General features: G+C 61.7%; 25 protein-coding genes. 7 read left to right on the top strand and 18 right to left on the bottom strand.

Annotation, left to right across the window (positions count from 1 at the left end):
- Positions 1-11: 11 nt before the first annotated feature.
- The 13 genes from MRY17_RS11365 to MRY17_RS11305 form a co-directional block, all read right to left on the bottom strand.
- Positions 12-1,226, bottom strand: a complete 1,215-nt coding sequence (locus MRY17_RS11365) for a methyl-accepting chemotaxis protein (RefSeq protein ID WP_431768389.1) — start codon at positions 1,224-1,226, stop codon at positions 12-14.
- 543 nt (positions 1,227-1,769) lie between these two features.
- A complete protein-coding gene (locus MRY17_RS11360; RefSeq protein WP_003191666.1) occupies positions 1,770-2,174 on the bottom strand; it encodes a TraR/DksA family transcriptional regulator in 405 nt (134 codons plus the stop codon).
- A 425-nt stretch (positions 2,175-2,599) separates the two neighbouring features.
- Complete coding sequence (locus MRY17_RS11355; protein ID WP_032885788.1) at positions 2,600-3,622, bottom strand: ABC transporter permease; 1,023 nt, start codon at positions 3,620-3,622, stop codon at positions 2,600-2,602.
- Positions 3,623-3,647: 25 nt separating this feature from the next.
- Positions 3,648-5,201: a sugar ABC transporter ATP-binding protein gene (locus MRY17_RS11350; protein ID WP_181285099.1), complete on the bottom strand. Its 1,554-nt coding sequence runs from the start codon at positions 5,199-5,201 to the stop codon at positions 3,648-3,650.
- A gap of 63 nt (positions 5,202-5,264) precedes the next feature.
- Positions 5,265-6,194, bottom strand: coding sequence for a sugar ABC transporter substrate-binding protein (locus tag MRY17_RS11345; RefSeq protein WP_181285100.1), 930 nt, complete (start codon positions 6,192-6,194; stop codon positions 5,265-5,267).
- A gap of 48 nt (positions 6,195-6,242) precedes the next feature.
- Positions 6,243-6,419 (bottom strand): hypothetical protein, encoded by a 177-nt coding sequence (locus tag MRY17_RS11340; protein ID WP_163001556.1) that lies wholly within the window; start codon positions 6,417-6,419, stop codon positions 6,243-6,245.
- Between the two features lie 128 nt (positions 6,420-6,547).
- A complete protein-coding gene (locus MRY17_RS11335) occupies positions 6,548-7,576 on the bottom strand; it encodes a Gfo/Idh/MocA family protein (RefSeq protein ID WP_243353778.1) in 1,029 nt (342 codons plus the stop codon).
- 153 nt (positions 7,577-7,729) lie between these two features.
- Entirely contained in the window at positions 7,730-8,740 is a 1,011-nt protein-coding gene (locus tag MRY17_RS11330) for a Gfo/Idh/MocA family protein (RefSeq protein WP_243353777.1), read from the bottom strand.
- Between the two features lie 19 nt (positions 8,741-8,759).
- Positions 8,760-10,691 carry a 3D-(3,5/4)-trihydroxycyclohexane-1,2-dione acylhydrolase (decyclizing) gene (gene iolD / locus MRY17_RS11325; RefSeq protein ID WP_243353776.1) on the bottom strand — a complete coding sequence of 644 codons (1,932 nt, stop codon included), beginning with the start codon at positions 10,689-10,691 and terminating at the stop codon, positions 8,760-8,762.
- A gap of 10 nt (positions 10,692-10,701) precedes the next feature.
- On the bottom strand, positions 10,702-11,517 hold the full coding sequence (locus tag MRY17_RS11320; protein ID WP_243353775.1) for a TIM barrel protein: 816 nt from the start codon (positions 11,515-11,517) through the stop codon (positions 10,702-10,704).
- Between the two features lie 26 nt (positions 11,518-11,543).
- Positions 11,544-12,332 carry a 5-deoxy-glucuronate isomerase gene (gene iolB, locus MRY17_RS11315; protein ID WP_181285104.1) on the bottom strand — a complete coding sequence of 263 codons (789 nt, stop codon included), beginning with the start codon at positions 12,330-12,332 and terminating at the stop codon, positions 11,544-11,546.
- Positions 12,333-12,334: 2 nt separating this feature from the next.
- The gene (iolE, locus tag MRY17_RS11310) at positions 12,335-13,222 is read right to left on the bottom strand and encodes a myo-inosose-2 dehydratase (protein WP_191953303.1); all 888 of its coding nucleotides are present in this window, start codon (positions 13,220-13,222) and stop codon (positions 12,335-12,337) included.
- A 161-nt stretch (positions 13,223-13,383) separates the two neighbouring features.
- Positions 13,384-15,321 carry a bifunctional 5-dehydro-2-deoxygluconokinase/5-dehydro-2-deoxyphosphogluconate aldolase gene (locus MRY17_RS11305; RefSeq protein ID WP_243353774.1) on the bottom strand — a complete coding sequence of 646 codons (1,938 nt, stop codon included), beginning with the start codon at positions 15,319-15,321 and terminating at the stop codon, positions 13,384-13,386.
- Here MRY17_RS11305 and MRY17_RS11300 point away from each other — a divergent pair.
- Both MRY17_RS11300 and MRY17_RS11295 read left to right on the top strand, forming a co-directional pair.
- The gene (locus MRY17_RS11300) at positions 15,320-15,523 is read left to right on the top strand and encodes a hypothetical protein (protein WP_181285107.1); all 204 of its coding nucleotides are present in this window, start codon (positions 15,320-15,322) and stop codon (positions 15,521-15,523) included. The two genes, MRY17_RS11305 and MRY17_RS11300, sit on opposite strands and share 2 nt — an antisense overlap.
- Before the next feature lie 82 nt (positions 15,524-15,605).
- Positions 15,606-16,514: a MurR/RpiR family transcriptional regulator gene (locus MRY17_RS11295; protein WP_181285108.1), complete on the top strand. Its 909-nt coding sequence runs from the start codon at positions 15,606-15,608 to the stop codon at positions 16,512-16,514.
- Positions 16,515-16,733: 219 nt separating this feature from the next.
- Here the strand turns inward: MRY17_RS11295 and MRY17_RS11290 are convergent, their stop codons facing one another.
- Complete coding sequence (locus tag MRY17_RS11290) at positions 16,734-17,639, bottom strand: hypothetical protein (protein WP_191955689.1); 906 nt, start codon at positions 17,637-17,639, stop codon at positions 16,734-16,736.
- Between the two features lie 310 nt (positions 17,640-17,949).
- On the opposite strand from MRY17_RS11290, the gene MRY17_RS11285 reads away from it, so the two are divergent.
- Complete coding sequence (locus MRY17_RS11285) at positions 17,950-18,633, top strand: response regulator transcription factor (RefSeq protein WP_010564812.1); 684 nt, start codon at positions 17,950-17,952, stop codon at positions 18,631-18,633.
- A complete protein-coding gene (locus MRY17_RS11280) occupies positions 18,611-20,002 on the top strand; it encodes a sensor histidine kinase (protein ID WP_191953306.1) in 1,392 nt (463 codons plus the stop codon). The genes MRY17_RS11285 and MRY17_RS11280 overlap by 23 nt, the downstream gene beginning before the upstream one ends.
- Before the next feature lie 146 nt (positions 20,003-20,148).
- Here the strand turns inward: MRY17_RS11280 and MRY17_RS11275 are convergent, their stop codons facing one another.
- On the bottom strand, positions 20,149-21,750 hold the full coding sequence (locus MRY17_RS11275) for a L,D-transpeptidase family protein (protein ID WP_191955687.1): 1,602 nt from the start codon (positions 21,748-21,750) through the stop codon (positions 20,149-20,151).
- Positions 21,751-21,789: 39 nt separating this feature from the next.
- Here MRY17_RS11275 and MRY17_RS11270 point away from each other — a divergent pair, with 39 nt between their 5' ends.
- On the top strand, positions 21,790-22,518 hold the full coding sequence (locus tag MRY17_RS11270) for a murein L,D-transpeptidase catalytic domain family protein (protein WP_243353773.1): 729 nt from the start codon (positions 21,790-21,792) through the stop codon (positions 22,516-22,518).
- Positions 22,519-22,547: 29 nt separating this feature from the next.
- Positions 22,548-23,294 carry a creatininase family protein gene (locus MRY17_RS11265; protein WP_181285113.1) on the top strand — a complete coding sequence of 249 codons (747 nt, stop codon included), beginning with the start codon at positions 22,548-22,550 and terminating at the stop codon, positions 23,292-23,294.
- Positions 23,295-23,427: 133 nt separating this feature from the next.
- Here the strand turns inward: MRY17_RS11265 and MRY17_RS11260 are convergent, their stop codons facing one another.
- Both MRY17_RS11260 and MRY17_RS11255 read right to left on the bottom strand, forming a co-directional pair.
- Complete coding sequence (locus tag MRY17_RS11260; RefSeq protein WP_243353772.1) at positions 23,428-23,769, bottom strand: hypothetical protein; 342 nt, start codon at positions 23,767-23,769, stop codon at positions 23,428-23,430.
- Positions 23,770-23,815: 46 nt separating this feature from the next.
- Positions 23,816-24,460, bottom strand: a complete 645-nt coding sequence (locus tag MRY17_RS11255) for an ATPase (protein WP_181285115.1) — start codon at positions 24,458-24,460, stop codon at positions 23,816-23,818.
- A 143-nt stretch (positions 24,461-24,603) separates the two neighbouring features.
- Here MRY17_RS11255 and MRY17_RS11250 point away from each other — a divergent pair, with 143 nt between their 5' ends.
- Positions 24,604-24,876 (top strand): hypothetical protein, encoded by a 273-nt coding sequence (locus MRY17_RS11250; RefSeq protein WP_181285116.1) that lies wholly within the window; start codon positions 24,604-24,606, stop codon positions 24,874-24,876.
- Here MRY17_RS11250 and yfcF read toward each other — a convergent pair.
- The gene (gene yfcF, locus MRY17_RS11245) at positions 24,851-25,483 is read right to left on the bottom strand and encodes a glutathione transferase (protein ID WP_181285117.1); all 633 of its coding nucleotides are present in this window, start codon (positions 25,481-25,483) and stop codon (positions 24,851-24,853) included. The genes MRY17_RS11250 and yfcF overlap by 26 nt on opposite strands.
- Positions 25,484-25,520 lie beyond the last annotated feature (37 nt).

The raw sequence follows: 25,520 nt of genomic DNA, 5'->3' as shown, positions 1-25,520 counted from the left end.
CGGGCATGCTGCTATTGCGGCTTGTAGCCCAGGCGCAAGCCACCCCAATGGCGACCCTGGACCGTGATCGGCACCGACAGGTCGTGCATCAGCTCGCCGGTATCGCGTGTGTAAGTCTGCAGCAGCATGGGTTGTTGATGACTGCCGCACCGCAGGCCTGTACGGTCGTCGAATTTGCGCTTGGTGCGGTTCTGCACAGCGTCCACTTGGGCATCACCGGTCAATGGGTGGGAAAACGCTTTGTTATGCGTCGGCACGTAGCCCTGCGGCGTACAAGCGATGGCAAATACCAAGCCTTCATGACGCGGTAACAGCGCCTCCTGAATAGCCGGCAATACCTGGTCGGTGTAGGCGTCAAACCGCGTTTTATATTTGCTCGGCTGGGTATTGGGCATCAGCGTGTAGCTGCGATCAAACAGATCCTCGAGGCTGATCCGGCTGTGCAACACATCCGCCTCGAACTGTTCGCCAATCCGTCGGGCGCCTTCGCGAGCCAGGTCGTAGATGCGCTGGTGATAGTCATCCAGGCCGACTTGCGCCAGGCGCTCGCTGATGGTCTCTGCCTGCCCTTCCATCTGCACGGCGGCGTCGGCGAGCCGGCGGGTTTGCTCATCGCTGACCGCAAGGTCGCTGCGCATCTGCTCCACGGCGTGGAACAGGCTGTCGAGTTGGCTGCGGTTGGTGTCGGTGCCCTGGGCGATTTCACTGACCTGCTGTTCCACATCCGCTGCCAGGCCAGCGATGCTTGCCAGGTGTTCGCCGGCATTTTCCACTTGCTCCACACCGGTGTGCAGGTCCGCCGACAGCTGGCGAATCTGCTCCACCACCTGGGCCGTACGCTGCTGGATGTCGGCGATCATCACCCCAACTTCATCCGTGGCCGTGGCCGTGCGTCCGGCAAGGCCACGCACTTCATCGGCAACCACGGCAAACCCGCGGCCATGCTCACCGGCCCGCGCCGCTTCAATCGCCGCATTCAGCGCCAGCAGGTTGGTCTGGCTGGCGATGGACTGAATCACCAGCGTCACGCGCTGGATGTCTTCGCTGCGCTGGCTCAAGGCTTCGATCAGCGTGCGGCTGGCATCGGCACGCTGGCTGAGTTGATGCATGCGGGAGATCGACTGCACCAACACTTCACGGCCCTCGCTGCTGCGCTGATGGGCCTGGCTGGCCGCGCCCAGGGCCTGGCGGCTGAGCTGGGACGTGACCTGCTCGGTGCCGATCATCACCTGCGCGCTGCTGACGATTTGCTGGGAGGCGCTCAATTGCGATTGCAGGCGCGCCGCCAGCTGCCTGACCGAATAGGCCACGCCCGCAGCGGAGAGTGCATTATGGCTGGTGGTATGGGACAAGTCGCGCGTCAGCGCGCCAATCGCATCGCTGGCCGTCGCGTGGGCCACAGAAGGCTTGGGGCTTTTCAGGCGGGGTAGCCAGATCACCAGCAAGGCCAGCGGCAGGCACAGGTAGAGCGGCAAGCGGGCAAACGCCAGACCCAGCAGTATCAGCACCAGGGCGGTGCTCTGCGCAAGCGGTATCAGCCAGCCGGGCAGCACCCGCGCCACCGTTTGCGGTGGTACTGCTGCGCCCATCAGAGATCCGTCTCCAGCCATTGTCGTTACCCCGCTGCTTGTCGTTATTGTGTCTGCATTAAACGCCACTATCAGGCCATTATCCATGGGCCTTTAGTACAGGTGCTTGCAGTAGATCAATAACGGGGGTGTAACGGAAAACTCTGCGGGGAGCCGATCATGCGGCCCCCCGTACACGCATCAGGCTTGACGCTGGTGCTTGTCGATCTGCTCGTGGCGCTCTTGCGCTTCGATGCAGTATTTGGTGGTCGGACTGATCAGCAGGCGCTTGAGGCCGATAGGCTCGCCGCTGTCATCACACCAGCCAAAGGAATCTTCCTTGATGCGTTCCAGGGCACGTTCCAGTTGCGGCAACATGCGCTGGTCGCGGTCGATGGCATTGACCAGCCAGGTGCGCTCTTCTTCCACGGAAGCGGCGTCGGCCGGATCGGCCGGGGTGTCCAGGCTTTCAATGGCGATACGGTTCTGTTCAATGCGCTCGTGGTGTTCCACTTTCATGTCTTGCAGCAACTTCTCGAAAAAAGCGTGCTGTTCGGCATTCATGTAGTCATCCGCCGGCATGGCCAGCAACTTTTCCTTTGTCATTGATTTCTCTATAAAAAATACGTGCATTAAGGCGAATAAGGGAGCGTTCCGGCCGACCTCTGCAGGTCTCGGAAAGGCGCCATCGATTCCAAGCGCCACCCGGCACTCAATTTACGAGGGGCGGCAGTCTAAGGCCGACTTGAAGGCGCAGCAACTGAAATGACAGGCATTTTTTCCCGATCAACCCCCAAAAGCACCAGGACGGGCTTGGCGAACGGTTATCGGAGTGCGTTTATAGCAAGAAATTCAAGTTTATGGAGCTATATAGAAGACAAACGGTTGATACGGATCGCACAGAATTAATAAATGTGGGAGGAGGCTTGCCCCCGATTGCAGTGTGTCAGTCAACAATTTTGTCACTGATCCACCGCTATCGGGGGCAAGCCCCCTCCCACATTTTGATGGATGTTGCCCTTGAGATAGCCTCAGCGCTTGAGCTTGCGCTTGTTGCGATACTGGTCGATCACCACCGCCACCACGATGATCAGCCCCTTGATGATGTCCTGGATATACGCATCCACCCCGACGAAGGTAAAGCCGCTGGCCATGACGCCGAGGATCAGTGCGCCGATCACGGTGCCGGTGATGCGCCCTACCCCGCCCGCCAGGCTGGTGCCGCCGATCACCGCAGCCGCGATGGCGTCCAGCTCGTAGGACATGCCCATGCCCGCCTGGCCGGTCGCCGCGCGGGCCGAAGCCACCACGCCGGCCAGGCCTGCGAGCAGACCGGCGATGCTGTAGACGATGATCAGGTGACGCTTGACGTTGATCCCCGAGGTGCGCGCCGCCTGCATGTTGCCGCCGATGGCGTAGGTGTACTTACCGTACTTGGTGTAACGCAGGGCGATATGGAAAATCACCGCCACCACCAGGAAGATGATCACCGGCATCGCGCCGTGGCCGATGGCCGTGTACGAGTCCGACAGCATGCTCACCGGCTGGCCTTCGGTGTAGTAACGCGCCAGGCCACGGGCCGAGACCATCATGCCCAGGGTCGCAATAAAGGGCGGAATACCGGTGACCGCAATGATACTGCCGTTGATCGCACCCGCCAGCAGCCCCACACCCAGGCCCATCGCCACCGGGATCCATACCGGCAAGTCGGTCAGGGACGGGAACACCGCCCGGGAAAAATCGGAAGTCTGCGCCAGACTCGCCGCGATCATTGCGGACAAGGCCAGCACCGAGCCGGACGACAGGTCGATCCCGGTCGTGATGATCACCTGAGTCACACCGATAGCCAGCAGGCCGATGATCGACACCTGCAGGATCATCAGCACCAGGCGCTGGGAGTTCATCAAAAAACTCTGGTCGCGCACGATCCAGCCGAACAATTCAAACACCAGGCCGATGCCGATCAGCACCAGGAAGATGCTCAGCTCGGTGGGCAAGCGTCGACGGTTCTTGACCGGTGCCGTAGCCGGCTTGTTGTCTGTTATTGCGTTCATAACCCATCACCTTCTTATTCTGGAATCAGTGGACTGCGGTCATACCGGAGGCCAATTGCATGACTTTTTCCTGAGTGGCATCCGCACGATCCAGGGTGCCCATCAGTTCGCCTTCGTGCATCACCATCACCCGGTCGCTCATGCCGAGCACTTCGGGCAGTTCAGAGGAAATCATGATCACCGCCATGCCTTCGCTGGCGAGGAAGGCGATCAGGCGATAGATCTCGGCCTTGGCACCTACGTCGATGCCACGGGTCGGCTCATCGAGGATCAACAGGCGCGGGTTGGTCATCAGCCAGCGCGCCAACAGCGCCTTCTGCTGATTACCACCGGACAGCGTATCGATGCACTGTTCCAGCGATGGGGTTTTCACCCGCAGCTTCTTGCACATGTCCTCGCACAAGGCACGCAGGGCTTTCTGCTGAATGAAACCGTTGCCCGAATAGTGCGGCAGCACCGCCATTTCCATGTTTTCCAGCACCGACAGGCACGGGAACAGGCCACTGAGCTTGCGGTCTTCGGTCAACAGCGCAAAGCCCTTCTCGATGGCCATGTGCGGGTCGCTGATGCGCACCGGCTTGCCGTCAAGGGTGATCTGCCCGCTGCTGCTGGGGGTGATGCCGAAGATGGTTTCCGCCACGTTGGTGCGGCCCGAGCCCATCAATCCTGCGATGCCGAGGATTTCACCGGCGTGCAGGTCAAACGAAACGTCCTTGAACACGCCGTCCAGGCTCAGGTTGCGCACCGACAGCAACAAGTCGCCAATCGGCGTCTCGCGCACCGGGAACAACTGGCTCAGCTCACGACCGACCATCATCGAGATCAGGCTGTCGCTGTTCATGCTGTCGGCGCGTTGCAGGCCGATGTACTGGCCATCGCGAAACACCGCCACTTCATCGGCGATGGCGAACACTTCGTTCATTTTATGCGTGATGTAGACGATGCCTTTGCCCTGGGACTTGAGGTCGGCAATGATCGAAAACAGGTGGGCAACTTCCTTTTCGGTAATCGCCGACGTCGGTTCATCCATGATCAGGATATCGGAGTCATAGGACACGGCCTTGGCGATCTCGACCATCTGCCGTTCGGCGATGCTCAGGTTGCCCACCTGTTCTTCCGGGTCGAGGTTGATGCGCAGGCGCGCCAGCAGGTCGGCGGTGCAGCGGTGCATTTCGCGGTGGTTGACCATGTGCAGGCTGTTGAGCTGCTCGCGGCCGATCCAGATATTTTCGGCGATGCTCATGTGCGGCATCAGGTTGAGTTCCTGGTGGATCATCGCAATCCCTGCCTTCTGCGCCGCCAGCGGTGTTTCGAATACGACCGGTTTGCCACGCAGGCGAATTTCACCGGCGTCGGGCTGGTAGATGCCGGCGATGATCTTCATCAGCGTCGACTTGCCCGCCCCGTTTTCGCCCATCAGTGCCAGCACCGTGCCGGGGCGCACGCGCAGTTGCACGTCGGCCAGGGCCACGACGCCGGGAAAGCCTTTGCTGATGTTGACGATTTCCAGCAGGTAGGGTTCGTCCTGCGCCAGCGGCTGGATACCCGGCGGCGGCGAGACGGTGGCGTGAGCGAGCATAGGAGTACTCCATCTGCAGGGCGGCCGTGACCGCCCTGCCAGCTTAGGGTTGTGAGTTCAGGGCTACTTGAAGTCTTTGACGTTGTCCGGGGTGATGAGCTTGAACGGGATCACCACGTCCTGCTCCACCGGCTCGTGCCTGGCCATCTTGCGCGCCGCCTCTACCGAGCCGACGGCCTGGCCCTTGGCGTCCTGGAACGCCGAGGCCGCCATTTCACCCTTGGTGATTGCGTTGAGGCCGTCCGGCGTGCCGTCGACACCGGCGATCAATACGTCTTTCTTGCCTGCCGATTTCAGGGCCATGGCCGCACCGATGGCCATTTCATCATTGTTAGCCAGCACCGCATTGAAATCGCGACCCTGGGTCAGCCAGTCATTGACCAGGGTCATGCCCCTGTCCCGCAGCCAGATGCCGGTTTGCTCCTGCTCGATCTTGATGTCCGGGTACTTGGCCAGCACTTCCTTCACGCCCTTGGTGCGGTTGGTGGTGGAGTTGTTCGCCAGGTCACCCAGCAGGATCACGATCTTGCCCTTGCCGCCGAGCTTTTCGGCGATGTATTGCATTTGCAACTTGCCGGCTTCGACGTCATCGGAGACCACCGCCACCACGTCCTTGGGCAGGTCTTTCTGGTCCGGGCGGCGATTGACGAACACCAACGGGATGCCGGCCTTGGTAGCGGCACTGATAATGTTCTTGGTCGAGGCGGTGTCCACCGGGTTGACGATGATGGCGTCGACTTTCTGGCTGATGAAATTCTCGACCTGGCTCAGTTGCTTGACCACGTCGGCACGGGCGTCTTCGAACTGCAGTTGCACGCCGTCGCCCTTGGGATAGGACTTGGCCTGCTTGTCCATGTCTTCGCGCAGGTAGGTCAGGAAGGTGTCATCGAAGGCGGACATGCTCACCCCCACCTTGATGTCAGCGGCTGCGGCAACGCCACTGGCGAGCAGCATCGACAGGGCCAGCGCGGTAAAACGGATCGGGGTCTTCATGAACGGTCTGTCTCCACTTTCTTGTTGGTTTTATGGACGTTGCGTTTATCAGCGTTCGGCAGGCACGCGCACCACCGGAGCGCCGGGAATGCAGCAGACCAGTGCGCCCTGGTTTTCGACGCACAGCACATTGAGGAAGGAGAAGTAGAACGGCCGGGCGCGAGGCAGTGCGCGTGGCGTGTGGGCAGGGCGTAAAACTCGCAGTACAGCGTTGAAGATTTTCATCTGACGGTACCTGGTTGTTTTTGATCTTGTTTTTGTTGAGTCGCCGGGGTCGAGCCCAAGACGTACTTTATGCAACCTGGAAACGACTTTATTGGAAAATAATTTCCATATCAACCTGTTTTAGAATTTTATTCTATTTTTGTCGAAACCACTTGCTGGCGCTCGGCGCTCAGGCGTGCGGCGTCCAATATACGGGTGGTTTCCAGCGCGTCCCAGGCGTCAACCGGCAGCGGCCCCTGGCCTTGCACGGCACATTGCAACTGCCGATAGAATTGCGGCCAGCAGCCCTTTTCCGACGGCACCCGTTCCCGCTCCGGCCCCTGTTCAAACCAGCCCCAGCGTCGGTGTTCTTCCGCGCCCCAGTGCTCGCCTTCGGTTTTCGGTGACTTGCCGGCCTTCAGCGCGTCTTCCTGGCCATCCAGCCCTTCAACGGTGTAGCAGCCCAGCGTGCCACTCACGCGAAAACGCGGGGCCTGGCTGTTTTGCAAAGCACTGCCCCACAGATGTGAAACCACTCCGCTGGCATGAGTCAGGGAGACAAAGAACCCATGGTCTACCGTGGGAAATTCCGGTGTGTACTGCAATTGGGCGAACACCCGATCCACCGGGCCGAACAGTTGCAACGCCTGATCGACCAAGTGACTGCCCAGATCACGCAGCCACCCGCCGCCGCTGGCATTGCCCACCGCCTGGGGGCTGTAGCGTTCGACGCGGGATTCAAAACGGGTAACGGAACCCAACGCACCGGCCTCGATGAGTTTGCGCAGGGTCAGGTAATCCGAATCCCAGCGGCGGTTCTGGTAGACACTGAGCAATGTGCCCTGGCGTTCAGCGGCGGTGATCAAGGCCTGGGCCTGCTCGGCGTTGGCCGCAAAAGGCTTGTCGCTGACCACCGCCACGCCGTGTTCGATGGCTTCAAGCACCAGGGCCGGACGGCCTTTGAGGGTGGTGGAGATGACGAGGGCGTCGACGCCGGCTTCGACGATCTGGCCGATGGTGTCGAAGGCCTGGACGCCGGGATGGTCGCTTGCCAGTTGCTGGCGGCGCTCGGGGGATCGTGTGACGACGCCGACAAAGATCGCGCCTGGCAACGTCGCAATCAGCGGCGCATGAAAGAAGCGCCCTCCGTGGCCGTAGCCGACTAGTCCGATTCGCATGATTTATTCCTTCTTTGAAGTGCAAACCCAATCAAATGTGGGAGGGGGCTTGCCCCCGATTGCGGCGGTTCAGATACAGATTTACTGACTGACACACTGCCATCGGGGGCAAGCCCCCTCCCACACTGACTGCATTTCAATTCAGATTTGGGGTCAGCCGTAGAAGTGCGGGCGATCCGGCAGGCTCACCGGCACAATCTGCCCACTGCCCTGCGCTTCAATACACGCATCCGCCGCCACGGCCGCCGCATACCCGTCCCAGGCCGACGGCCCGCCCACTTGCCCGGCGCGCACGCTGTCGATGAACGCCTGCAATTCCACGTCATAGGCCCCGATAAACCGGTCCTTCCAGTCCATCAGAATCGCGTTCGACAACTTCGCCCCGCTGCGCAGTTGCACCTGCGAAGGCTCCGGCAATTTGGCGATGCCGCTCTCCCCCACCACTTCGCACTGAATGTCGTAGCCGTATTGGCAGTTGACGAACACTTCCACATCGATGCGCGTGCCCTTGACGGTCTCCAGCAAGACGATCTGCGGGTCGCGCAAGTGCGCCAGGGCTTTGCTGCTCTTGCGCGGGAACACCACCTGCACGGAGGCGTAATCGTCGTTGAGCAGCCAACGCAAGACATCCAGTTCGTGGATCAGGGTGTCGGTAATCGCCATGTCGGTCTTGTAGTTTTCGCCCACCGTCGGGTTGCGATGGGCGCAGTGCAGCATCAGCGGCTCGCCGATCTGACCGCTGTCGATCACCGCTTTCAAGGCGCGATAACCTTCGTCATAGGGGCGCATGAAACCGACTTGCACCAGGCGCTTGCCGTGCGCCACTTCGGCTTCGACGATCCGGCGGCAGCCTTCGGCGGTCACGGCCAGGGGTTTCTCGCAGAACACCGGTTTACCGGCCGCGATGGCGGCGAGCACGAACTCTTCGTGGCTCGGTCCCCACGAGGTCACCAGCACGGCTTGCACCTGCGGCGAGTTGATCAACGCGTGGCCGTCGGGGTACACCTCGGCGTCCATTTTCAAATCAGCCACCACCTTGGCGGCCTGCTCAAGGTTGATATCGGTGACCGCCACCACCTGGCTGTTGAGCAAGGTCTGGCTGCAACGACGAATATGGTCACGGCCGATGGCACCGGTACCGATCACTCCAAGCTTCAACGACATACACACACTCCTCTTGTTATTAGTACTGCCGGGCTTTGGCCAGCTGTTCATTGAGTTTTTTTGCAGCGGCATTCGTGCGTTCGCTGGTGGACACCTGCGCCACCCCCACCCGCCACCACGACAGGTAGCCGTGGACCATGGTCTTGGGCAGCACCTTGATATCGATCAGGGTCGAAACGGTCTGGGTACGCGCATCGGCCAGGGCCGCTTCGAGTTGCTCCACAGTGCTGACCTTGTAGGTCTTGCAACCATAGGCCGCGGCGCTCATGGCGAAATCCACCGGCACCAGGCCGCCGTCGAGCTTGCCGCTCTCGGGGTTGCGGTAGCGGAACTCGGTGCCGAAGCTGTCCATGCCGTTGCCGATCTGCAGGTTGTTGATGCAACCGAAGGCCATGTTGTCGAGCAGCACCACGTTGATCTTGCGGCGCTCCTGGATCGAGGTGGCCAACTCCGAATGCAGCATCATGTAGGAGCCATCGCCGACCAGCGCGTACACCTCTTTGCCTGGCTCGGCCAGCTTGACGCCGAGGGCGGCGTTGATCTCGTAGCCCATGCACGAATAACCGTATTCGACGTGGTAGGTGTTCACGCCCTTGCTGCGCCAGGCGCGCTGCAGATCGCCGGGCAGGCTGCCGGCGGCGGCGACAATGATGGCGTCGTCGGCCAGGGTTCGATTGAGCACGCCGAGTACGCGACTCTGGGTCAGGCAGGAGCCGGTCAGCTCGATAAATTCGCGCAGGACCGCGCGGTCCAGGTGGTCATCAACTTCGGGGACGAAATCATCGCCCTGGTATTCAACCTGATGCACGCGGTCGACCTCGGCGTCCAGTTGCGCCCTGGCGTCGCGCACCTGCTCGCCCCACCCGGCGCGGTAATCCCCCAGCGCATCGGCCAGCGCCTCCAGGCCGACCCTGGCATCGCCCAGCACTTGCACGCCGTCGAGTTTCAACGCATCGCACGGGCTGATATTGAGGTTGAGAAACGTCACCTCGGCGTGCTTGAACAGCGATTTGGACGAGGTGGTGAAGTCGGTATAACGGGTGCCGATGCCGATGATCAGGTCCGCCTCCGGCGCCAGCAGGTTGGCCGCCAGGCAGCCGGTCTCGCCGATACCACCGACGTTCAGCGGGTGGCTGGACACCACCGCGCTCTTGCCCGCCTGGGTTTCGGCGAAGGGGATATCGAAGCGCTCGGCGAAGGCTTGCAGCGCGGCATTCGCGCCGGAGTACTTCACCCCGCCGCCGCAGATGATCAGTGGTTTGCGCTTGCCCTTGAAGGCGTTCAGCGCATCGCCGAGCATCGCGGCCGTCGGCGGGCGACGTTCGATGCGGTGCACGCGCTTTTGCAGGAAGTAATCCGGATAGTCCCAGGCTTCGGCCTGCACATCCTGGGGCAGCGCCAGGGTGACGGCGCCGGTTTGCGCAGGATCAGTGAGCACGCGCATGGCATGGATCGCCGCGCTCATCAATTGCTCCGGGCGGTTGATGCGGTCCCAGTATTTACTCACCGAGCGAAAGGCATCGTTGGTACTGATGCTCAGGTCATGGAACTGCTCGATCTGTTGCAACACCGGGTCCGGCTGGCGGCTGGCGTAGACATCGCCGGGCAGCAGCAGCAACGGAATGCGGTTGGCGGTGGCGGTGGCCGCGGCGGTGAGCATATTCGCCGCGCCGGGCCCCACCGAGGCGGTGCACGCGTAGATCTTGCGGCGCAGGTGCTGCTTGGCAAAGCCGATGGCGGCGTGGGCCATGCCCTGCTCGTTGCGGCCCTGATGCACCACCAGGTCGCCGCTGTCCTGCTCCAGCGCCTGGCCGAGGCCCAGCACATTACCGTGACCGAAAATGGTGAACACGCCGGCGACAAACTTGCTCTGCACGCCATCGACTTCGATGTATTGGTTATCCAGGAACTTCACCAGGGCCTGGGCCATGGTCAGTCGGGTGGTGGTCATGTCGCGCCCCTTAACTTTTTTTCAGGTGGGCAATGCTTGCCCCCAAGGCCTGCTGGATATCCGCCAGTTCATGCACGCTGGTCGCAAACGGCTCGAACGACAGGTAGCCGCTGTAGCCGGTGCTGAGCAAGGTGTCGATCTGCGCCGCATTGCCGAGGATGTCGCCCTCGCCCACCAGTACGCGGTGGCCGTCACGGATCGCGTTGAGCGGCGCCTCGGCATCTTCCACGCCGGAGATATGCACCAGCCCGGTGAGTTCGGGGAAGAACTCATGCTCATTGGCCAGGTGATGATGAAAGGTGTCGTGCACCACACGGAACACATCCAGCCCGCCAATGGCCTTGATCGCGTCAACCGCCACGCGCTTGCGGCGCAGGGCCGATTCTTCGAAGCCCAGGGGCTCGACGAAACCGAGGATCCCGTACTCGCGCAGGATCGGCGCCAGTTCGCTCAACGCCGTGCGCAAACCGGCGGCGCGCTGGGCATCGGTGCGCGTGTCGCCCGGCTCGTTGAACGGGCACATCACCAGGCCCAGGGCGCCGCATTCACGGGCATAGGTGGCAAGCTCGATTGCCTGGGCACGGCGCTCATCGTTCCACACGTCAAAGGGATACAGCGCGTTGATCGACAACACCGTGATGCCCTGCACCGCGCACAACTCGCGCACACGGCTGGCGGGCGTGCCGTATTCGATCTGGCGGTCCTTGAGATCATTGCGGATCTCGATGGCATCGCACTTGAGCGACGCGGCCAGCTGGATGAAATCCGGCAGGGACAGGTTGGGTGCGACCATACGGTTAAGGGCAAAGCGTAGCGGCGACTTCATTGTTGTTGTTCTCCGTGCAAAACCGTTCAGAGGTCCAGCAGCCAACTGTGCTGCGGGTCGTTATGGAAGTGCCAGGCACGCTTGGGCCCGGCCATGACGTTCAGGTAATACGACTCGTAACCGTACGGCACGCTGACCGGGTGATAGCCCTTGGGCACCACCACCAGGTCGCTGTTTTCCACGGCCATGGCCTGGTCGATACTGCGATCATCGGTGTACACGCGCTGGAATACGAAGCCCTGGGGCGGATTGACCTGGTGGTAGTAGGTCTCTTCCAGAAAGCTCTGGTGCGGCAGGTCATCGGTGTCGTGCTTGTGCGGCGGGTAGCTCGACGAATGCCCGGATGGCGTGCGCACTTCCACCACCAGCAGCGAATGCGCCGGCTCGCTGTCGGGCAGGATGTCGCACACGTAGCGGGTGTTGGCGCCCTTGCCGCGCACGCTGCGCTTGCACTGTTGCGGGCGGATCAGGCGCGGTGTGTAACCGCCCGCGCCGGGCGCGGCGCAGACCGCGATCTGTACGTCACTCAAGGCGGTGACCTGAGCGTCGGTGCCTGGCGGCAGGTAGGCGGCGAACGGGGATTTGTCCTCGAACACCGATTGACGATCCCCCAGGTTCTGCCAGTCGAAGCCCTCGCCCTCTATATTCACCCGGCCGCTGAGCAGCACCAGGCACAGCTCCTTGTCGCCGGCGCTGACCGGCAGCGTCTCGCCCAGACTCAGGCGATAAGCGCTGAAACCGACATACTCCAGGCGCCCTTCTTGCAGGGCGACCATGGTTTGTCCGCGTGTGTTGCTCTTGACCAGCAAGCTCATGGTTAAGTCCTCTCGTCGAGCAATGCTCGCAACGTGTCGTAGCCCTTTTTCGCGTAGATATAGCTGGGCGCCACGGCCGGGTCCTGCTCGGCCTCGACCACCAGCCAGCCGCTGTAACCGGCGGCCAGCAGCACATCGAGCAAGGGCGCAAAATCGATATCGCCGTCGCCGGGCACAGTGAAGGTGCCATTGACGATGCAGTCGGGAAAGCTCCACATCTGGTTGCGCGCCAGTTGCACCACGGGTTTGCGCACGTCCTTGAAATGCACGTGGCAGATGCGCCCGATGTGCTTGCGCAGCACCTCGAGGGGTTCGCCGCCGCCCATGTAGCAGTGGCCCGAGTCGAACAGCAGGCCGACTTCCGGCCCGGTGCGGCGCATCAGTTGATCGATATCCTCGGGGGATTCGACATACGCGCCCATATGGTGGTGGTAGGCCAGGCGCACGCCCTGGGACAGGGTGAAACGCGCCAGTTCCGTGAGCTTGTCGGCATACGCCTGCCACGCCTGCTCGGTGTGAAAGCGTGGGCGTTCGATCAGACGGATGCGCGAACCCTGGATCGAATCGGCGACTTCGCCGTACACCAGCACCGTCGCGCCATTGTGCTTGAGCAACTCGACATGGCCGGCGATGGCCTCGATTTCCTCGGCCACCGAACGCCGCGCCAGGCGGCTGGAATACCAGCCGGAGACCAGCGCCAGGTCATAGGGGCGCAGCACTTCGGCGACCCCTTTGGCGTCCTTGGGGAATTTGCCGTTGAGTTCGAAACCTTCGTAGCCGATCTCCTTGCCTTCGCTCAACGCGGTGCTCAGCGGCGTTTCACCGCCCAGGGCCGGCAGGTCGTCGTTGCTCCAGGAGATCGGGTTGATGCCAATTCGGATTGCGGGCATGGCTGCACCTTTTATTGTTTTCAACTAACACTGAAAATCTGCTTTATGTGGGAGGGGGCTTGCCCCCGATAGCGGCAGTTCAGTTACAGAAGTGTTGCCTGACACTCCGCCATCGGGGGCAAGTCGAATCGTCGCACCGCCCCTCCCACATTTGATCTGATTTAATTTCGCGCACTGCGCCAGGCGCTGATGAGTTGCTCGAACGTCGCCTGGACACGCTGGATCAGGGTTTCATCGTCGATTTCCCCCGCCATCCACGCCTTGCTCGGTTCCTGAAAGATCGTGCGGCCCACGGCAAACCCTCGGCAGGTGGTGCTCTGGCTGGCCTGCTTGAAGCCGTCGGCAAGAAACTCCGCCGACGCGTTCAGCCCCAGCAGCACCACGCCCCGGCAGTACGGGTCGCGCTCTTCGATCAGTTCGTCGAGCTTTTTCCAGTCCTCGGCCGATTGCGCCTCGATCTTCCACCACGCCGGGTAGATGCCGAGGTTGTAGAGTCGTTTGAGGCTGCGATAGAGCGCGTCCGGGTAAGTGGACGGGTGATCCTTGGGCGGGATGACTTCCAGCAGCAGTTCGTGGCCGCTGACAATGGACGCTTCGTACACCGCCTTGAGCTGCGCTTCCTGTTCCAGGCGCAGCAGCGGCTCATCGTCGGGATGAAATTGCACCAGGCACTTGATGATCTGTTCCGCAGGCCAGGCGATCAGGTTGCTGCCGAGGGAGCGACCGTGTTCGAACGCCAGGGGCCGCGAGTTCTGCACTTCGACCGGGCGTGCGATCCACCAGCCGCGACCGCTGGCGGCGTTGAGCGCATCCTGGCCGAAACGCTGGTCGGCCAACAGGCCCACATCGGCCTCGATGCCCTGCTCGCCCAGCTTGCGCTCCACGCGTTCGATGGCCTGGATAAACAATTGCTTGATCGCACTGATGCGCGCCACATCCTGGCCGCCGCGCTGAGCCAGGTCGACCAGTTGCCAGCGGTGGTCGAAGGCGAACACGAACAGCTGCTTCCAGGTTTTGCGCGGCACGCTGACGCGGTGCAGCCGTTGCAGGGTCGCGTCCTGGTCAGGCCGGGTGATCGGCACCGGGCTGTTGAACAGGTACTCAAGCTCCGCAGGCGTCGGCATGGCCGGCGCGCAGGCGTGGCGCGACACCACCAGGCCGCCACAGGCATTGGCCAACTGGCTGCAACGCTCATCTGTGGCGTCGTTGAGCCAACCGCTGAGGAAGCCCGACATGAAGGCATCGCCGGCACCCAGCACATTGAGCACTTCCACGCGCACGCCGGGGTAGATCGCACCGTCTTCCAGGCGTTCGGGAATGGCGCCGTGAATCACCGTGCAGCCTTGCGGGCCGAGCTTGACAACCAGGGCGGCGGGCGTCAGTTCGCGCACGGTGCGCAAGGCGCCGAGCAGGTCTTCACTGCCGCCGGCAATCAGGAATTCTTCTTCGGTACCGACAATCAGATCGAAACGCGGCAGGATTTTCTGCACATGCTGGCTGACATTCTGGTCGGCGACAAAGCGGGTCTCGCCATCGGCCTTGCCGGCCAGGCCCCACAGCACCGGACGGTAGTCGATGTCGAGTACGCGCTTGACGTTGTGTTTGGCCGCGTAGTCCAGCGCCTGGATGCTGGCCTTGTACACCCCGTCAGTGGAGAAATGCGTGCCGGTGATCAGCAGCGCCTTGCTCGAGGCAATGAAGGCTTCGCTGATGTCTTCAGCGCGCAAGGCCATGTCCGCACAGTTTTCGCGGTAGAACACCAGGGGGAAGGTTTCACGGTCCTTGAGACCGAGCAGCACCAGTGCGGTCAGGCGTTCCGGGTCGACCTTGATGGCGCTGACGTCACAGCCTTCACGGGCCAGGGATTCCACCAGGAAACGGCCCATATGGTCGTCGCCCACACGGCTGAGCATCGCTGATTTCAGCCCCAGTCGCGCCGTACCGAAGGCGATATTGGCGGAGGAACCGCCGAGGTATTTGGCGAAGCTGGACACGTCCTCAAGCCGCGCCCCCACTTGCTGCGCATAAAGGTCGACGCCCAGGCGTCCGAGGCAAATCAGATCCAATTGACGCCCACTGGCAAAACGAGTCTGGCCCATGCTGGCTCCTGTTATTTTTATCAGCCTGCGTTGTGCCGCCGTAGCGACGGCAAACGCTCTTGGTGGGAGCAGACTAGAACGTCCGGCGGCGGCAATCAATATTTATTCCATAATTATTTTTTGTGGAATATTTTTTCCAATAAGCCGGCATAATGCTGTGGCAGCCATCGTGCATCGTTTCAGCAGCCCGCGCAGGCCGTGATGCCGAGGTATTTTTTTGCGCCTACCCTGTAGACTTGCGCCACCCATCAGCGCACCAGACGAACACGCCAGAAGGATTGCCCATGTCCCGCACCGATCCCGAGACCAACCTGGAAGATCCAATCGCCAGCCCTCCGATCAATGCCGAACGCCTGTTGCAGCTGATCACCGACGAATACGAAAGCCTGCCCCGCCAACTTAAGCGCATCGCCAGCTACATGAGCCAGCAGAGCGACCGGATCATGGTCGACCGCATCAGCGACATTGCCCGTGAATGCGAGGTACACCCCTCGGCCATCGTTCGGTTTTCCCAGCGGTTCGGCTTCAGCGGGTTCAGTGAGATGCAGGCGCTGTTTCGCGAGGCGTATACCCACAAGACCACGCCGGTGCAGAACTACCAGCAGCGCATCCGCAGCATGATCGCCAACAAGTCGCAGAAGGCCAGCGGCGGCGACCTGGCGCGTGAGTGCGTCAACGCCACGTTATCCGGCATCGAACGACTGGGGCTGGAATTGGACGACGCGGCCTTCGACAAGGCCGTGGACCTGGTGGTCAATGCCGACAATATCTACGTGGTCGGCGTACGCCGCTCATTCGCGGTGGCCGACTACCTGGTGTACAACCTGCAGCACACCAACAAGCGCATTCACCTGATTTCGGGGCTGGGTGGCAGCTACCGCGAACAGATGCGCAGCGTGCGTGCCAATGATCTGGTGATTGCCATCAGCTTTACGCCCTACGGTAAAGAGACCCAGCACTGCCTGCGCATCGCCCAGCATCACCAGGCGAAAACACTGATCATTACCGACAGCAACCTGTCGCCCCTGGCCAAGCGGGCAAACGCGGTATTGTTGGTCAATGAAGGCTCCTCGTTTGCCTTCCGCTCACTGAGCGCCACGCTTTGCCTGTGCCAGGCGTTGTTCATTGCGGTGGCGTATCGGTTGGAACTGAAGGTGGACGAGATTCACGAGCAGGTGGGGTTCGACGACTGAGGTGGGTTCACCGCCAACCAAATGTGGGAGGGGGCTTGCCCCCGATAGCAGGGTATCAGTCGCCGAATCGGCTGACTGACACTCCACTATCGGGAGCAAGCCCCCTCCCACATTGAGCCAGGCTCAGGTTTAGTGCATGAAGATTGCAATCAGGATAATCAGCGGAATTGGCACGCCGAGGAACCACAGCAGTAATGAGCGCATCATGTTCTCCTTGAATTAACGAACGTAGTTTTCGGTTTCGACGTACACCACGGCATCCCGGCGACGACCGCCGAAGGTTGCGGCGAAGCTGGCGAAGAATGCACCGATCAGCAGCGCGACGAAGGTCCACAGCGAGGTGTAGGCAGCGACTTTCGCGGCCGTGTCGGCGGCTTGCTTGGCTTTGACCTTGGCGTCTTCGACAGCTTTACGGGCATCGCCGTAGACCTTGTCGATACGTGCCTCGGCATCGGCCTGGCTGAGGTTGGTGCGCTGGCTGATCAATTGGGCCAGGTAGGTACGGTCTTCCGGAGCCAGTTGGCCGTCATTGCTCAACGTACGCGCAAAGATGCGACCGACCACGGCATGGGCGGCGTCATCGCTGACCGCTGCAGGGCGGTCATCGCGGAACAAGCTGTCGACGTAGTAACCGAAGTCACCGCTGTGGGCACCCTTGGCTACGTTGCCGGCGGCCTGGGACATGCCGCTGGCGGCGCCCGACGCAACGCTGGCACCGGCTTTCACGCCGCCGCTGACGACGCTGCTGACCGAACCGACTACCAGCATCGCAGTAATCAGTGTAGCGACCGCCCAGGCCAGGAAGCCGTGTGCGGTGTCGCGGAAGTACACCTCATCGCCATGCAGATTGGCCCACTTCACACGCAACCGGCCGGCAATGTAGCCGCCCAGGCCCGACGCGACGATTTGGGTGAACGCCAACCAGACAATCGTGGAAATGCCAAGCCCCTTGGCGCTCATGCCGCTGTCGGCCCACGGCGATACTGCCGAAAAGCCCAGGCCGAAGCCCAGCAGCACCAGGATCAAGGACAGTGCAGCCGCCGCAGCGGCCCCGGCAAAAATCGCCCCCCAGGAAACCCCGGAGAGCGCGCTTGACTCTTGCAGCGTGGATGAAGATGTGATCATTGTTGTTTTGCTCCAGGCATGAAAAATAGTGTTACAAGTCTCAAAAAGGACAGTGCAGGCAGCGTGCCAGCCCAAGTGGAAAATAAACTGCTTATATTTCAACAACTTAACTAAATTGAACTTCTTAAAATCATGCAAGTTGCAAGAATGGCCTGCAGAGAGCGGGCGTTATGCATTCTCCTGTTGGACAGCCCCCTCCCACACTGGAATAGGCGGTGATTTGGATAGATGAAGTTTTATTTAGGAAACATTCAGCAACTTCTTGGCAAAATGCCCACACTTCTAGTGTGAACGCTCACCAGGTAATCCTATGACCCGCATTTTGACCATCGAGGATGACGCCGTAACGGCCCGCGAGATCGTCGCCGAGCTGAGTAGCCATGGACTGGACGTAGACTGGGTGGACAACGGCCGCGAAGGCCTGGTCCGTGCCGTGAGTGGTGATTACGATCTGATCACCCTCGACCGCATGCTGCCCGAACTGGATGGCTTGGCCATCGTCACCACGCTTCGCACCATCGGGGTGTCGACGCCGATTTTGATGATCAGCGCCCTCTCCGACGTGGACGAACGCGTGCGCGGTCTGCGCGCCGGCGGCGATGACTACCTGACCAAGCCCTTCGCTTCCGATGAAATGGCCGCCCGCGTCGAGGTGCTGCTGCGCCGTAAAAGCACGGTGAAGGAATTCGAAACCGCCCTGCGCGTGGCCGACCTCGAACTGAATCTGATCAGCCGCGAAGCCAGCCGTGCCGATCAGCCGCTGAGTCTGTTGCCCACCGAGTACAAGCTGCTGGAATTTCTGATGCGCAACACCGGGCAGATCCTGTCGCGCATGATGATCTTCGAGGAAGTCTGGGGCTACCACTTCGATCCCGGCACCAACCTGATCGATGTGCACATCGGTCGCCTGCGCAAGAAAATCGACCCGCCGGGCCTCACGCCGCTGATTCGCACGGTACGAGGCTCGGGATATGTCATTGCTGAACCCCTCTAAGGGCTGGCGCTCTTCCAGCAGCCGTTTGCTGGCGCTGTACAGTTCGCTGTTCGTGGCGTGGAGCTGCATCCTCATGGGGGTGCTGTATTACGAGGTGTCCGGGTACCTGGGCGACCTGTCGCGCCATTCGTTGATGCAGCGCCAGCATCTGTTCCAGCGGTTCGACGGCGAAGAACTGGTGGAGGCGCTGACCACCAGCATGACCTTCGATATGAAAGGCGTGGATGCCTATGGCCTGTTCGACGAACAATTTCGTCCGTTGAGCGGGCCGATCCGCGCCGTGCCGCCCGACTTGCCGCTGGATGGCAAGATCCATTCCCTGGCCAACTGTGTCGACTCCGACGATCCGAAACTGCCCAAGGACAGTTGTGACGCCGTGGCCACCCACACCGACGACGACCGCTGGCTGGTGCTGGTGCGCGCCAACGGTTCGCTGTTCGGCGTGACCCGGATCATCTGGCATGCCCTGCTGTGGGCGCTGTCGCTGACCATCATCCCCGGCGTCGCCGGCTGGCACTTGCTGCGCCGCCGTCCGCTGCGGCGCATTCGCGGCATTCAGGCGAGCGCCGAAGCCATCGTCGCCGGTGACCTGACGCACCGCTTGCCGCTGTCCAATCGGCGCGATGAACTGGACATGCTCGCGGCTATTGTCAACGCCATGCTCGACCGCATCGAAAAGCTGATGAACGAGGTCAAGGGCGTGTGCGACAACATCGCCCACGATCTGCGCACGCCGCTGACGCGCTTGCGTGCGCAGCTTTACCGCATCAAGCAACAAGCGGAGGAAGACTCGGCCCATGCGGTGAAGCTTGATGACGCGATTGCCGAAACCGACACTCTGATGGCGCGTTTTCGCGGCCTGCTGCGCATTTCGGAACTGGAAGACCACCAGCGCCGTTCAGGCTTTTTGCTCATGGACCCACTGCCGCTGCTGCGCGAACTGCATGACTTCTACCTGCCCCTGGCCGAAGAAGGCGAGTTGGAGCTGCTGCTGCAGACCCCGGACTCACTGCCCTGGATCACTGGCGACCGCGCCCTGTTGTTCGAGGCCCTGGCCAACCTGCTGAGCAATTCGATCAAGTTCACCCCGCCCGGCGGCCAGGTGATCCTGCGCGCGGTCAATGATGTGGGCAGCACGCGGATCGAAGTGCTCGACTCCGGGCCGGGGATTCCGGCGGCCGAGCGCGCCTCGGTATTCCAGCGCTTCTATCGGGTCGATGAGAGTGATCAGCAAGGTGGATTTGGCCTGGGCCTGTCGATTGTCGCGGCGATCATCAACCTGCACGGCTTCAGGCTGGACGTGGCCACCAGCGAACTGGGCGGCGCGCGGCTGGTGCTGGAGTGCCGCCAGCAGTTGATGCCTGAATAGGTCTCCTGAGCGCACCGCAGACCAAATGTGGGAGGGGGCTTGCCCCCGATGACGGTGTGTCAGCTACAGATAAGCTGGCTGACACACCGCTATCGGGGGCAAGCCCCCTCCCACATAAGCCCCCATTCCACATTCCGGGCAGCGCTCTACAACACACTCCCCATGGCCTTGATCAATACCGGGTCGCGCGCGTAGATATCCGGCGCGTACACCAGGTTTCCCTGGCGGTCCACTTCCACCGTCCAATACCCCAGCAGCACCGGTACCGGCGTGGCCAGCCTGAATTCATGGGTGATGCCGGTGGCCAGCAACTCATCGGTGCGCGTGCGTTCGGCCGGGCTCACCAGCAGGTCGCGTAACAGCAGCGGTTGCTCGACCCTCACGCACCCGGAACTGAACGCCCGCGGCCCCTTGGTAAACAGCGGCTGGCTCGGCGTGTCATGCAGGTACACCGAATACGGGTTGGGAAAACGCATCACGATCTTGCCCAACGGGTTGCGCGGCCCCGCCTCCTGGCGCAGCAGGATATTGCCGGGGCGCGCCCAGTCGACCTGCTCCGGCGTCAACGGATGGCCTTCGGCATCCAGCACCTGCAGGTTCTGTTGACGCAGGTATTGCGGATTGAGTCGGATGGCCGGCAGCTTGTCCTCGCGCATGATGGTGGGCGGGATGGTCCACGTCGGGTTAAGGGTCAAGCGCGTGATACGCGACTTGAGCAGCGGCGTCTGGCGCTCGGCGCGGCCCACTTGCAGGCGGGTCTGCCACACCGCAATGCCGCTCTGATACACGCTCAATTGCGCGGCCGCGACGTTGACTACCACGCCTTCGGGCTCCAGGTCCCGGGCCAGCCAGCGGAACCGTTCGAGGTTGATGCGCAACTGGTCGCGGCGCGTCAAAGGGCTGATATTGAGTTCGGCCACGGTGCCGGCGCCGATCACACCGTCAGCCTGCAGGGAATGGCTGAGCTGGAAGGCCTTGACCGCAGCGACCAGTTCGGGACGGTACTGCCTGGCGCTGCCCTTGGGTTCCTGGGTCAGGTAACCGCCGCGGTAGAGGCGACGCGCCAGTTCCGGCACCCGTGGGTCTTCCATGCCCGGACGCAACAGCGGCCCCTCGCCCACCGCTTCCCACTGCGGCAACGGCTGCTGGCGCGCACTGGAATAAACGTTGCGCAGGCTGCGATACAAATCCGCGCTGGGGCGCGCCTGGTCGAACGCCTGGGCCATGTCCTGCAAGCCGGTGGCGGCGATGGCCAGCACGGCGGTGTCCGGGTCATCGGCAGGCGGTTGGGCGTGCCAGAGCGGCTCGAAGCGCGATTGCTGCAGGCGCCCGAAGTGCAAATCCTGCAAGGCCTGGAGGTACTGCTGGCTGATCGCGATATCGCTGCACAGCACATTGGCCGTGGCATCTGCGGTGGGCAGGCTATAGTGGGTGGGGTCCAGGCCGTCGTCAGCCAGCATCAGCAACTGGTCGTGCAAGGCTTGCCGACGCTCGTCGGCCGACCACAGCGGCGTGTCGCCCTGCTGCTGGTAAAAGGCTTGCAGGCGCAATTGCGCGCTGGCGTCAATGCGCGGCGCGAGCTGTGGGCAGACACTGGGCAACTGCGCCAGGGCCTGTTGCAACGGCGCCAGGTCGACCGGTGCCGGGGTGGTGACGGGCAACGGCTCCAGCGGCAGCGCCTCGGCTGTGGCGACCAGTGGTGTAACGAGCAGGCAAATGCTCAAGTAACATGCGTGTTTTTTGAACAATTGACTTAGCTCCACTCCACAGCGGGGACTCGACTGTAGATGCTGACTTTTATGCGCCGGTTCGGTTTAAGCAACCTGGGCCTGATCACCGCGAGCCTGGCGTTATTGAGCAATGTTGCGCTCGCCGCCAATGCCCCCTCTCCTTCCTTGTATAGCAGCCTGGCGCGCTCGGCTCCAGAACTCAATCCCATCGTGCTCAAAAGCGCCCTGAGCGCGGTGCAGTGCGCCGTCAATAACGGCGAGGAACGTTCCGATCGCCTGGCGGTGATTGACTACTCCCAGCCCTCGACCGCCCGTCGGCTGTGGATTTTCGACCTGCGCAAAAAGACGTTGGTACTGCGCGACCTGGTGGCCCACGGTGCCAAGTCCGGCGAAAACTTCGCCACCGCGTTTTCCAACCTCGAAGGCAGTCACCAGTCCAGCCTGGGCCTGTTCCGCACCCAGGAAAGCTATCTGGGCACCCATGGCTACTCGCTGCGCATGGACGGCCTGGAGCCTGGCTTCAACGACCTGGCCCGCGACCGCGCCATCGTGATTCACGCCGCCGACTACGTCAGCCCGCTATGGAGCAAGCGCGAAGGCCGTATCGGCCGAAGCCAGGGCTGCCCGGCGGTGCGCCCGCAAGTCGCGCGCCAGGTGGTGGACAAGCTCAAGGACGGGCAGTTCATGTTCTCCTGGTACCCCGACCAGCGCTGGCTGAAGTCCTCGACCTATCTCAATTGCAAACCCCAGCAGGTGGCGAGTAGTCGTACAATCCCTGGCGGATAGCCTGTCCCCACCGATAAAGAGAGCGTCGCATGCTTCTACACAAGTCCACCTGGATCGAGATCGAGCAGTTTCTGCAGCGCAGCCGCACGCTGGTGATCCCCATCGGTTCCAACGAACAACACGGCCCCACCGGCCTGCTCGGCACCGACTGGATGTGCCCGGAGATTATCGCCGTCGAGGCGCAGAAGAATGCCGACATCCTGGTCGGCCCGACGTTCAACATCGGCATGGCCCAGCACCACCTGGGCTTTCCCGGCACTATTTCGCTGCGCCCTTCCACCTTTATCGCCGCGATCGGTGACTGGGTGCGCTCGCTGGCCGGGCATGGTTTCGACAAGATCCTGTTCCTCAACGGCCACGGCGGCAATATCGCCACCATTGAAGCAGCGTTCTCCGAGCTCTACGCCGAAGCCAGCTTTGCCCGCCGCCCGGCCGGGTTCGCATTGAAGCTGGTCAACTGGTGGGACCTGGAAGGCGTCACCGACCTGGCGCAGCGCCAATTCCCGGTGGGCCATGGCAGCCACGCCACGCCGTCGGAGATTGCCGTGACGCAATGGGCCTATCCGGACTCGATCAAGTCGGCCGAGTACTCCCCGCAAATCGCCAGCACCGGCCCGATCCGCGAAGCGCTGGACTTCCGCGCACGCTTCCCCGACGGGCGCATGGGCTCTGACCCGGCGTTGGCAACGGTGGAGAAAGGCGGTGAATTGGTGGCGCTGGCGGCGCGGGGGTTGGTCAAGACGGTCAATGCCTTCAGCAACGAAGCCAAACCCTGAGTTGAACACTATCCAAATGTGGGAGGGGGCTTGCCCCCGATGACGGTGTGTCAGTCAGCAAAACTGTAGCTGACCCACCGCTATCGGGGGCAAGCCCCCTCCCACATTTGATTTGTATTCATTCTTGCACAGGTTACTGGCAATCCTGCGCCGCCTGCTCGAGCCGCGACGCCTTGATCGCCGAAGCCAAGGGCTTGCGCTCATACAGGAACACCTTGGTGCCCTCCTGGGACTTGTAGGCTTCCAGCACATCATCGGCTGCGATCTTGCTGGTCAACAGCACCTTGGCGTGACGCGAGTTCTGGGTCACGGCCGAGGTGATGCCGTGCTTTTCAAGCTTGGGCAATACGCATTGCACATAGGCTTCGGGAGTCTTGGCGGTTTGCAGTGTCAGCGAGGGGGCATTGGGAGCCGTGATACAACCGGCCAGCGCCAGGGAAGCAAAGGCCAGGGCCGGGACGAAAAAAGCGCGCATAAACATTCCTGAAGGTAACCAAAATAGGTGCCTGTGGACCCGCGTATCAACCGGCGCGGACCAGGGCTTTGAGCGATGCGTCAAACTGCTTCAAGGCATCTTGTTGTACATCTCGCTGCTGCTCGATCTGCGCGGCAATCTCGAATGCTGACTTGTCATGCACCCACACCGATGGCACCTGCTTGTTCACCGAGCCTTCGGCCTTGGCGATGTATTGCAGGTCGGAGTCATAGAACCGCGCGGTAAAGCGCGCCTCGACCACATCGTTGCGCTGGGTCAGCAATTGGTTATGGGTATCGAGCACCACCACTACGTCCGGGTGCGCCTGCACCAGTGCATCCAGGCTGCCGTAGACCGTCACCGAGACAAACGTGCCTTGCAGCGAGTTCATCAGCCAATCGATGGCCAGTTCCGGATCGGAGCTGTTGACGAACGCCTCGCGGATACGCCCATCCAGAGCATCCTTGGCGCCATTGACCGCCATGGCGTGGTAGCGCTCCAGGTAGCTGAGGTTGTCGCGGGTGTTTTCGCTGTACAACACTCCCACCGACTGAGCGCGCTGCAGGGAGTTTACGCCAGCGGCGAGTGGCAGCAAATGGCCCGTACGCAACTCATCGGCAACGGCCGGGTTGGTCAGCACGGCCGTGCCGAGCATCAGGGTGATCAAAGCCAGCTGAATTAGAGTCCTCATCGCGCATTTCCTTGAGCAGCGTTTCGATGAGCGGATTTTGCGCCTTTGCCGTAAAAACAGAACGTGTGATCCTTGATGGTGACTATCATTTGAACCGATAGTGTCAGGTAGCCCAACCCCATAAAACCTATAAGGACCATGCCATGAAGCGTCACCAGAAAACCTTCGACCGCATCCGCGAAGCCGTACTGCCGGAGTATCGCGAGCGGGTCGCCGATTACCTGGTCGAATATGAAGACGTTCTGCTGAGTGAAACAAGCGCTGGCGCCGCGCAATCGGCCAGTGCCCAGCAACTGCGTGGCTACCTGCGCGGCCTGAATACCACGCGCGTGCTGGGCATGGCGGATTGGGAAGATCTGGACCGGCGCGTCGCGCAAATGAACGAGAGCCCTACCCCCGAGGGCGTGGCTGGTTGACCCATGCCTGCACTGACGGCCTTTGCCATTGACGTTGGGCATAAGCCACCAACTGCGCCGGCACGGCGTCGCCGTTGAGGACCAGGCGATTGAGCATCACGGCCAGGTCCACGTCGGCAATTGACCAGGTGCCGAACAGACAGTCCCGGTCAGCCGCCAGCAACGCCTGCGCCACACTGATCAACTTGCCTGCCGCAGCCTCGGCCAGCGGCGACAATGGCGGCATCTTCTCCCCGCAGAACACCACCAGGGTCGAACGCTCCTGGCGAATCGGCAGCAAATCACTGCGCAACCACGCCTGCACCTGCCGCGCCTTCGCCCGCTGTTGCGGGTCGACCGGATAAACGCAGCTCTCGGGGTAGGCTTCGTCCAGGTATTCAGTAATCGCCGAAGACTCCGACAGGGAAAACTCGCCTTCCTCGAGCGTCGGCACCCGCCGGGTCAGGGACAGTCGCGCGTAACCTGCGGCCTGATGCTGGCCGGCGTCCAGGTCCAGAGGCACGGTTTCGAACGCCAGGCCCTTTTCCCGCAAGGCGACAAATACCGACATGGCATAGGGGCTGGTAAACAGCGAATCAACGTAGAGGCGCAGCGGACGGTGGCGCATGGACGATCTCCTTGAATGAGGCTTAACGCTACGAGAT

Origin of the sequence: Pseudomonas orientalis (genome assembly GCF_022807995.1) — a bacterium.
Taxonomy (GTDB): domain Bacteria; phylum Pseudomonadota; class Gammaproteobacteria; order Pseudomonadales; family Pseudomonadaceae; genus Aquipseudomonas; species Aquipseudomonas orientalis_B.
This window is presented reverse-complemented; position numbering and strand designations above follow the sequence as displayed.

Bases quoted from the DNA above. Each gene is read 5' to 3' on its own strand.
- iolE (WP_191953303.1), bottom strand. From the start codon at position 13,222: ATGCCCGCAATCCGAATTGGCATCAACCCGATCTCCTGGAGCAACGAC.
- MRY17_RS11295 (WP_181285108.1), top strand. From the start codon at position 15,606: ATGTCCCGCACCGATCCCGAGACCAACCTGGAAGATCCAATCGCCAGC.
- MRY17_RS11365 (WP_431768389.1), bottom strand. From the start codon at position 1,226: ATGATCGGCACCGAGCAGGTCACGTCCCAGCTCAGCCGCCAGGCCCTG.
- MRY17_RS11305 (WP_243353774.1), bottom strand. From the start codon at position 15,321: ATGGGCCAGACTCGTTTTGCCAGTGGGCGTCAATTGGATCTGATTTGC.
- MRY17_RS11335 (WP_243353778.1), bottom strand. From the start codon at position 7,576: ATGCGAATCGGACTAGTCGGCTACGGCCACGGAGGGCGCTTCTTTCAT.
- yfcF (WP_181285117.1), bottom strand. From the start codon at position 25,483: ATGCGCCACCGTCCGCTGCGCCTCTACGTTGATTCGCTGTTTACCAGC.
- MRY17_RS11280 (WP_191953306.1), top strand. From the start codon at position 18,611: ATGTCATTGCTGAACCCCTCTAAGGGCTGGCGCTCTTCCAGCAGCCGT.
- MRY17_RS11255 (WP_181285115.1), bottom strand. From the start codon at position 24,460: ATGAGGACTCTAATTCAGCTGGCTTTGATCACCCTGATGCTCGGCACG.
- iolD (WP_243353776.1), bottom strand. From the start codon at position 10,691: ATGACCACCACCCGACTGACCATGGCCCAGGCCCTGGTGAAGTTCCTG.
- MRY17_RS11340 (WP_163001556.1), bottom strand. From the start codon at position 6,419: ATGAAAATCTTCAACGCTGTACTGCGAGTTTTACGCCCTGCCCACACG.
- MRY17_RS11265 (WP_181285113.1), top strand. From the start codon at position 22,548: ATGCTTCTACACAAGTCCACCTGGATCGAGATCGAGCAGTTTCTGCAG.
- MRY17_RS11300 (WP_181285107.1), top strand. From the start codon at position 15,320: ATGCTGGCTCCTGTTATTTTTATCAGCCTGCGTTGTGCCGCCGTAGCG.
- MRY17_RS11355 (WP_032885788.1), bottom strand. From the start codon at position 3,622: ATGAACGCAATAACAGACAACAAGCCGGCTACGGCACCGGTCAAGAAC.
- MRY17_RS11350 (WP_181285099.1), bottom strand. From the start codon at position 5,201: ATGCTCGCTCACGCCACCGTCTCGCCGCCGCCGGGTATCCAGCCGCTG.
- MRY17_RS11285 (WP_010564812.1), top strand. From the start codon at position 17,950: ATGACCCGCATTTTGACCATCGAGGATGACGCCGTAACGGCCCGCGAG.
- MRY17_RS11250 (WP_181285116.1), top strand. From the start codon at position 24,604: ATGAAGCGTCACCAGAAAACCTTCGACCGCATCCGCGAAGCCGTACTG.
- MRY17_RS11360 (WP_003191666.1), bottom strand. From the start codon at position 2,174: ATGACAAAGGAAAAGTTGCTGGCCATGCCGGCGGATGACTACATGAAT.
- MRY17_RS11320 (WP_243353775.1), bottom strand. From the start codon at position 11,517: ATGAAGTCGCCGCTACGCTTTGCCCTTAACCGTATGGTCGCACCCAAC.
- iolB (WP_181285104.1), bottom strand. From the start codon at position 12,332: ATGAGCTTGCTGGTCAAGAGCAACACACGCGGACAAACCATGGTCGCC.
- MRY17_RS11260 (WP_243353772.1), bottom strand. From the start codon at position 23,769: ATGCGCGCTTTTTTCGTCCCGGCCCTGGCCTTTGCTTCCCTGGCGCTG.
- MRY17_RS11270 (WP_243353773.1), top strand. From the start codon at position 21,790: ATGCTGACTTTTATGCGCCGGTTCGGTTTAAGCAACCTGGGCCTGATC.
- MRY17_RS11330 (WP_243353777.1), bottom strand. From the start codon at position 8,740: ATGTCGTTGAAGCTTGGAGTGATCGGTACCGGTGCCATCGGCCGTGAC.
- MRY17_RS11345 (WP_181285100.1), bottom strand. From the start codon at position 6,194: ATGAAGACCCCGATCCGTTTTACCGCGCTGGCCCTGTCGATGCTGCTC.
- MRY17_RS11290 (WP_191955689.1), bottom strand. From the start codon at position 17,639: ATGATCACATCTTCATCCACGCTGCAAGAGTCAAGCGCGCTCTCCGGG.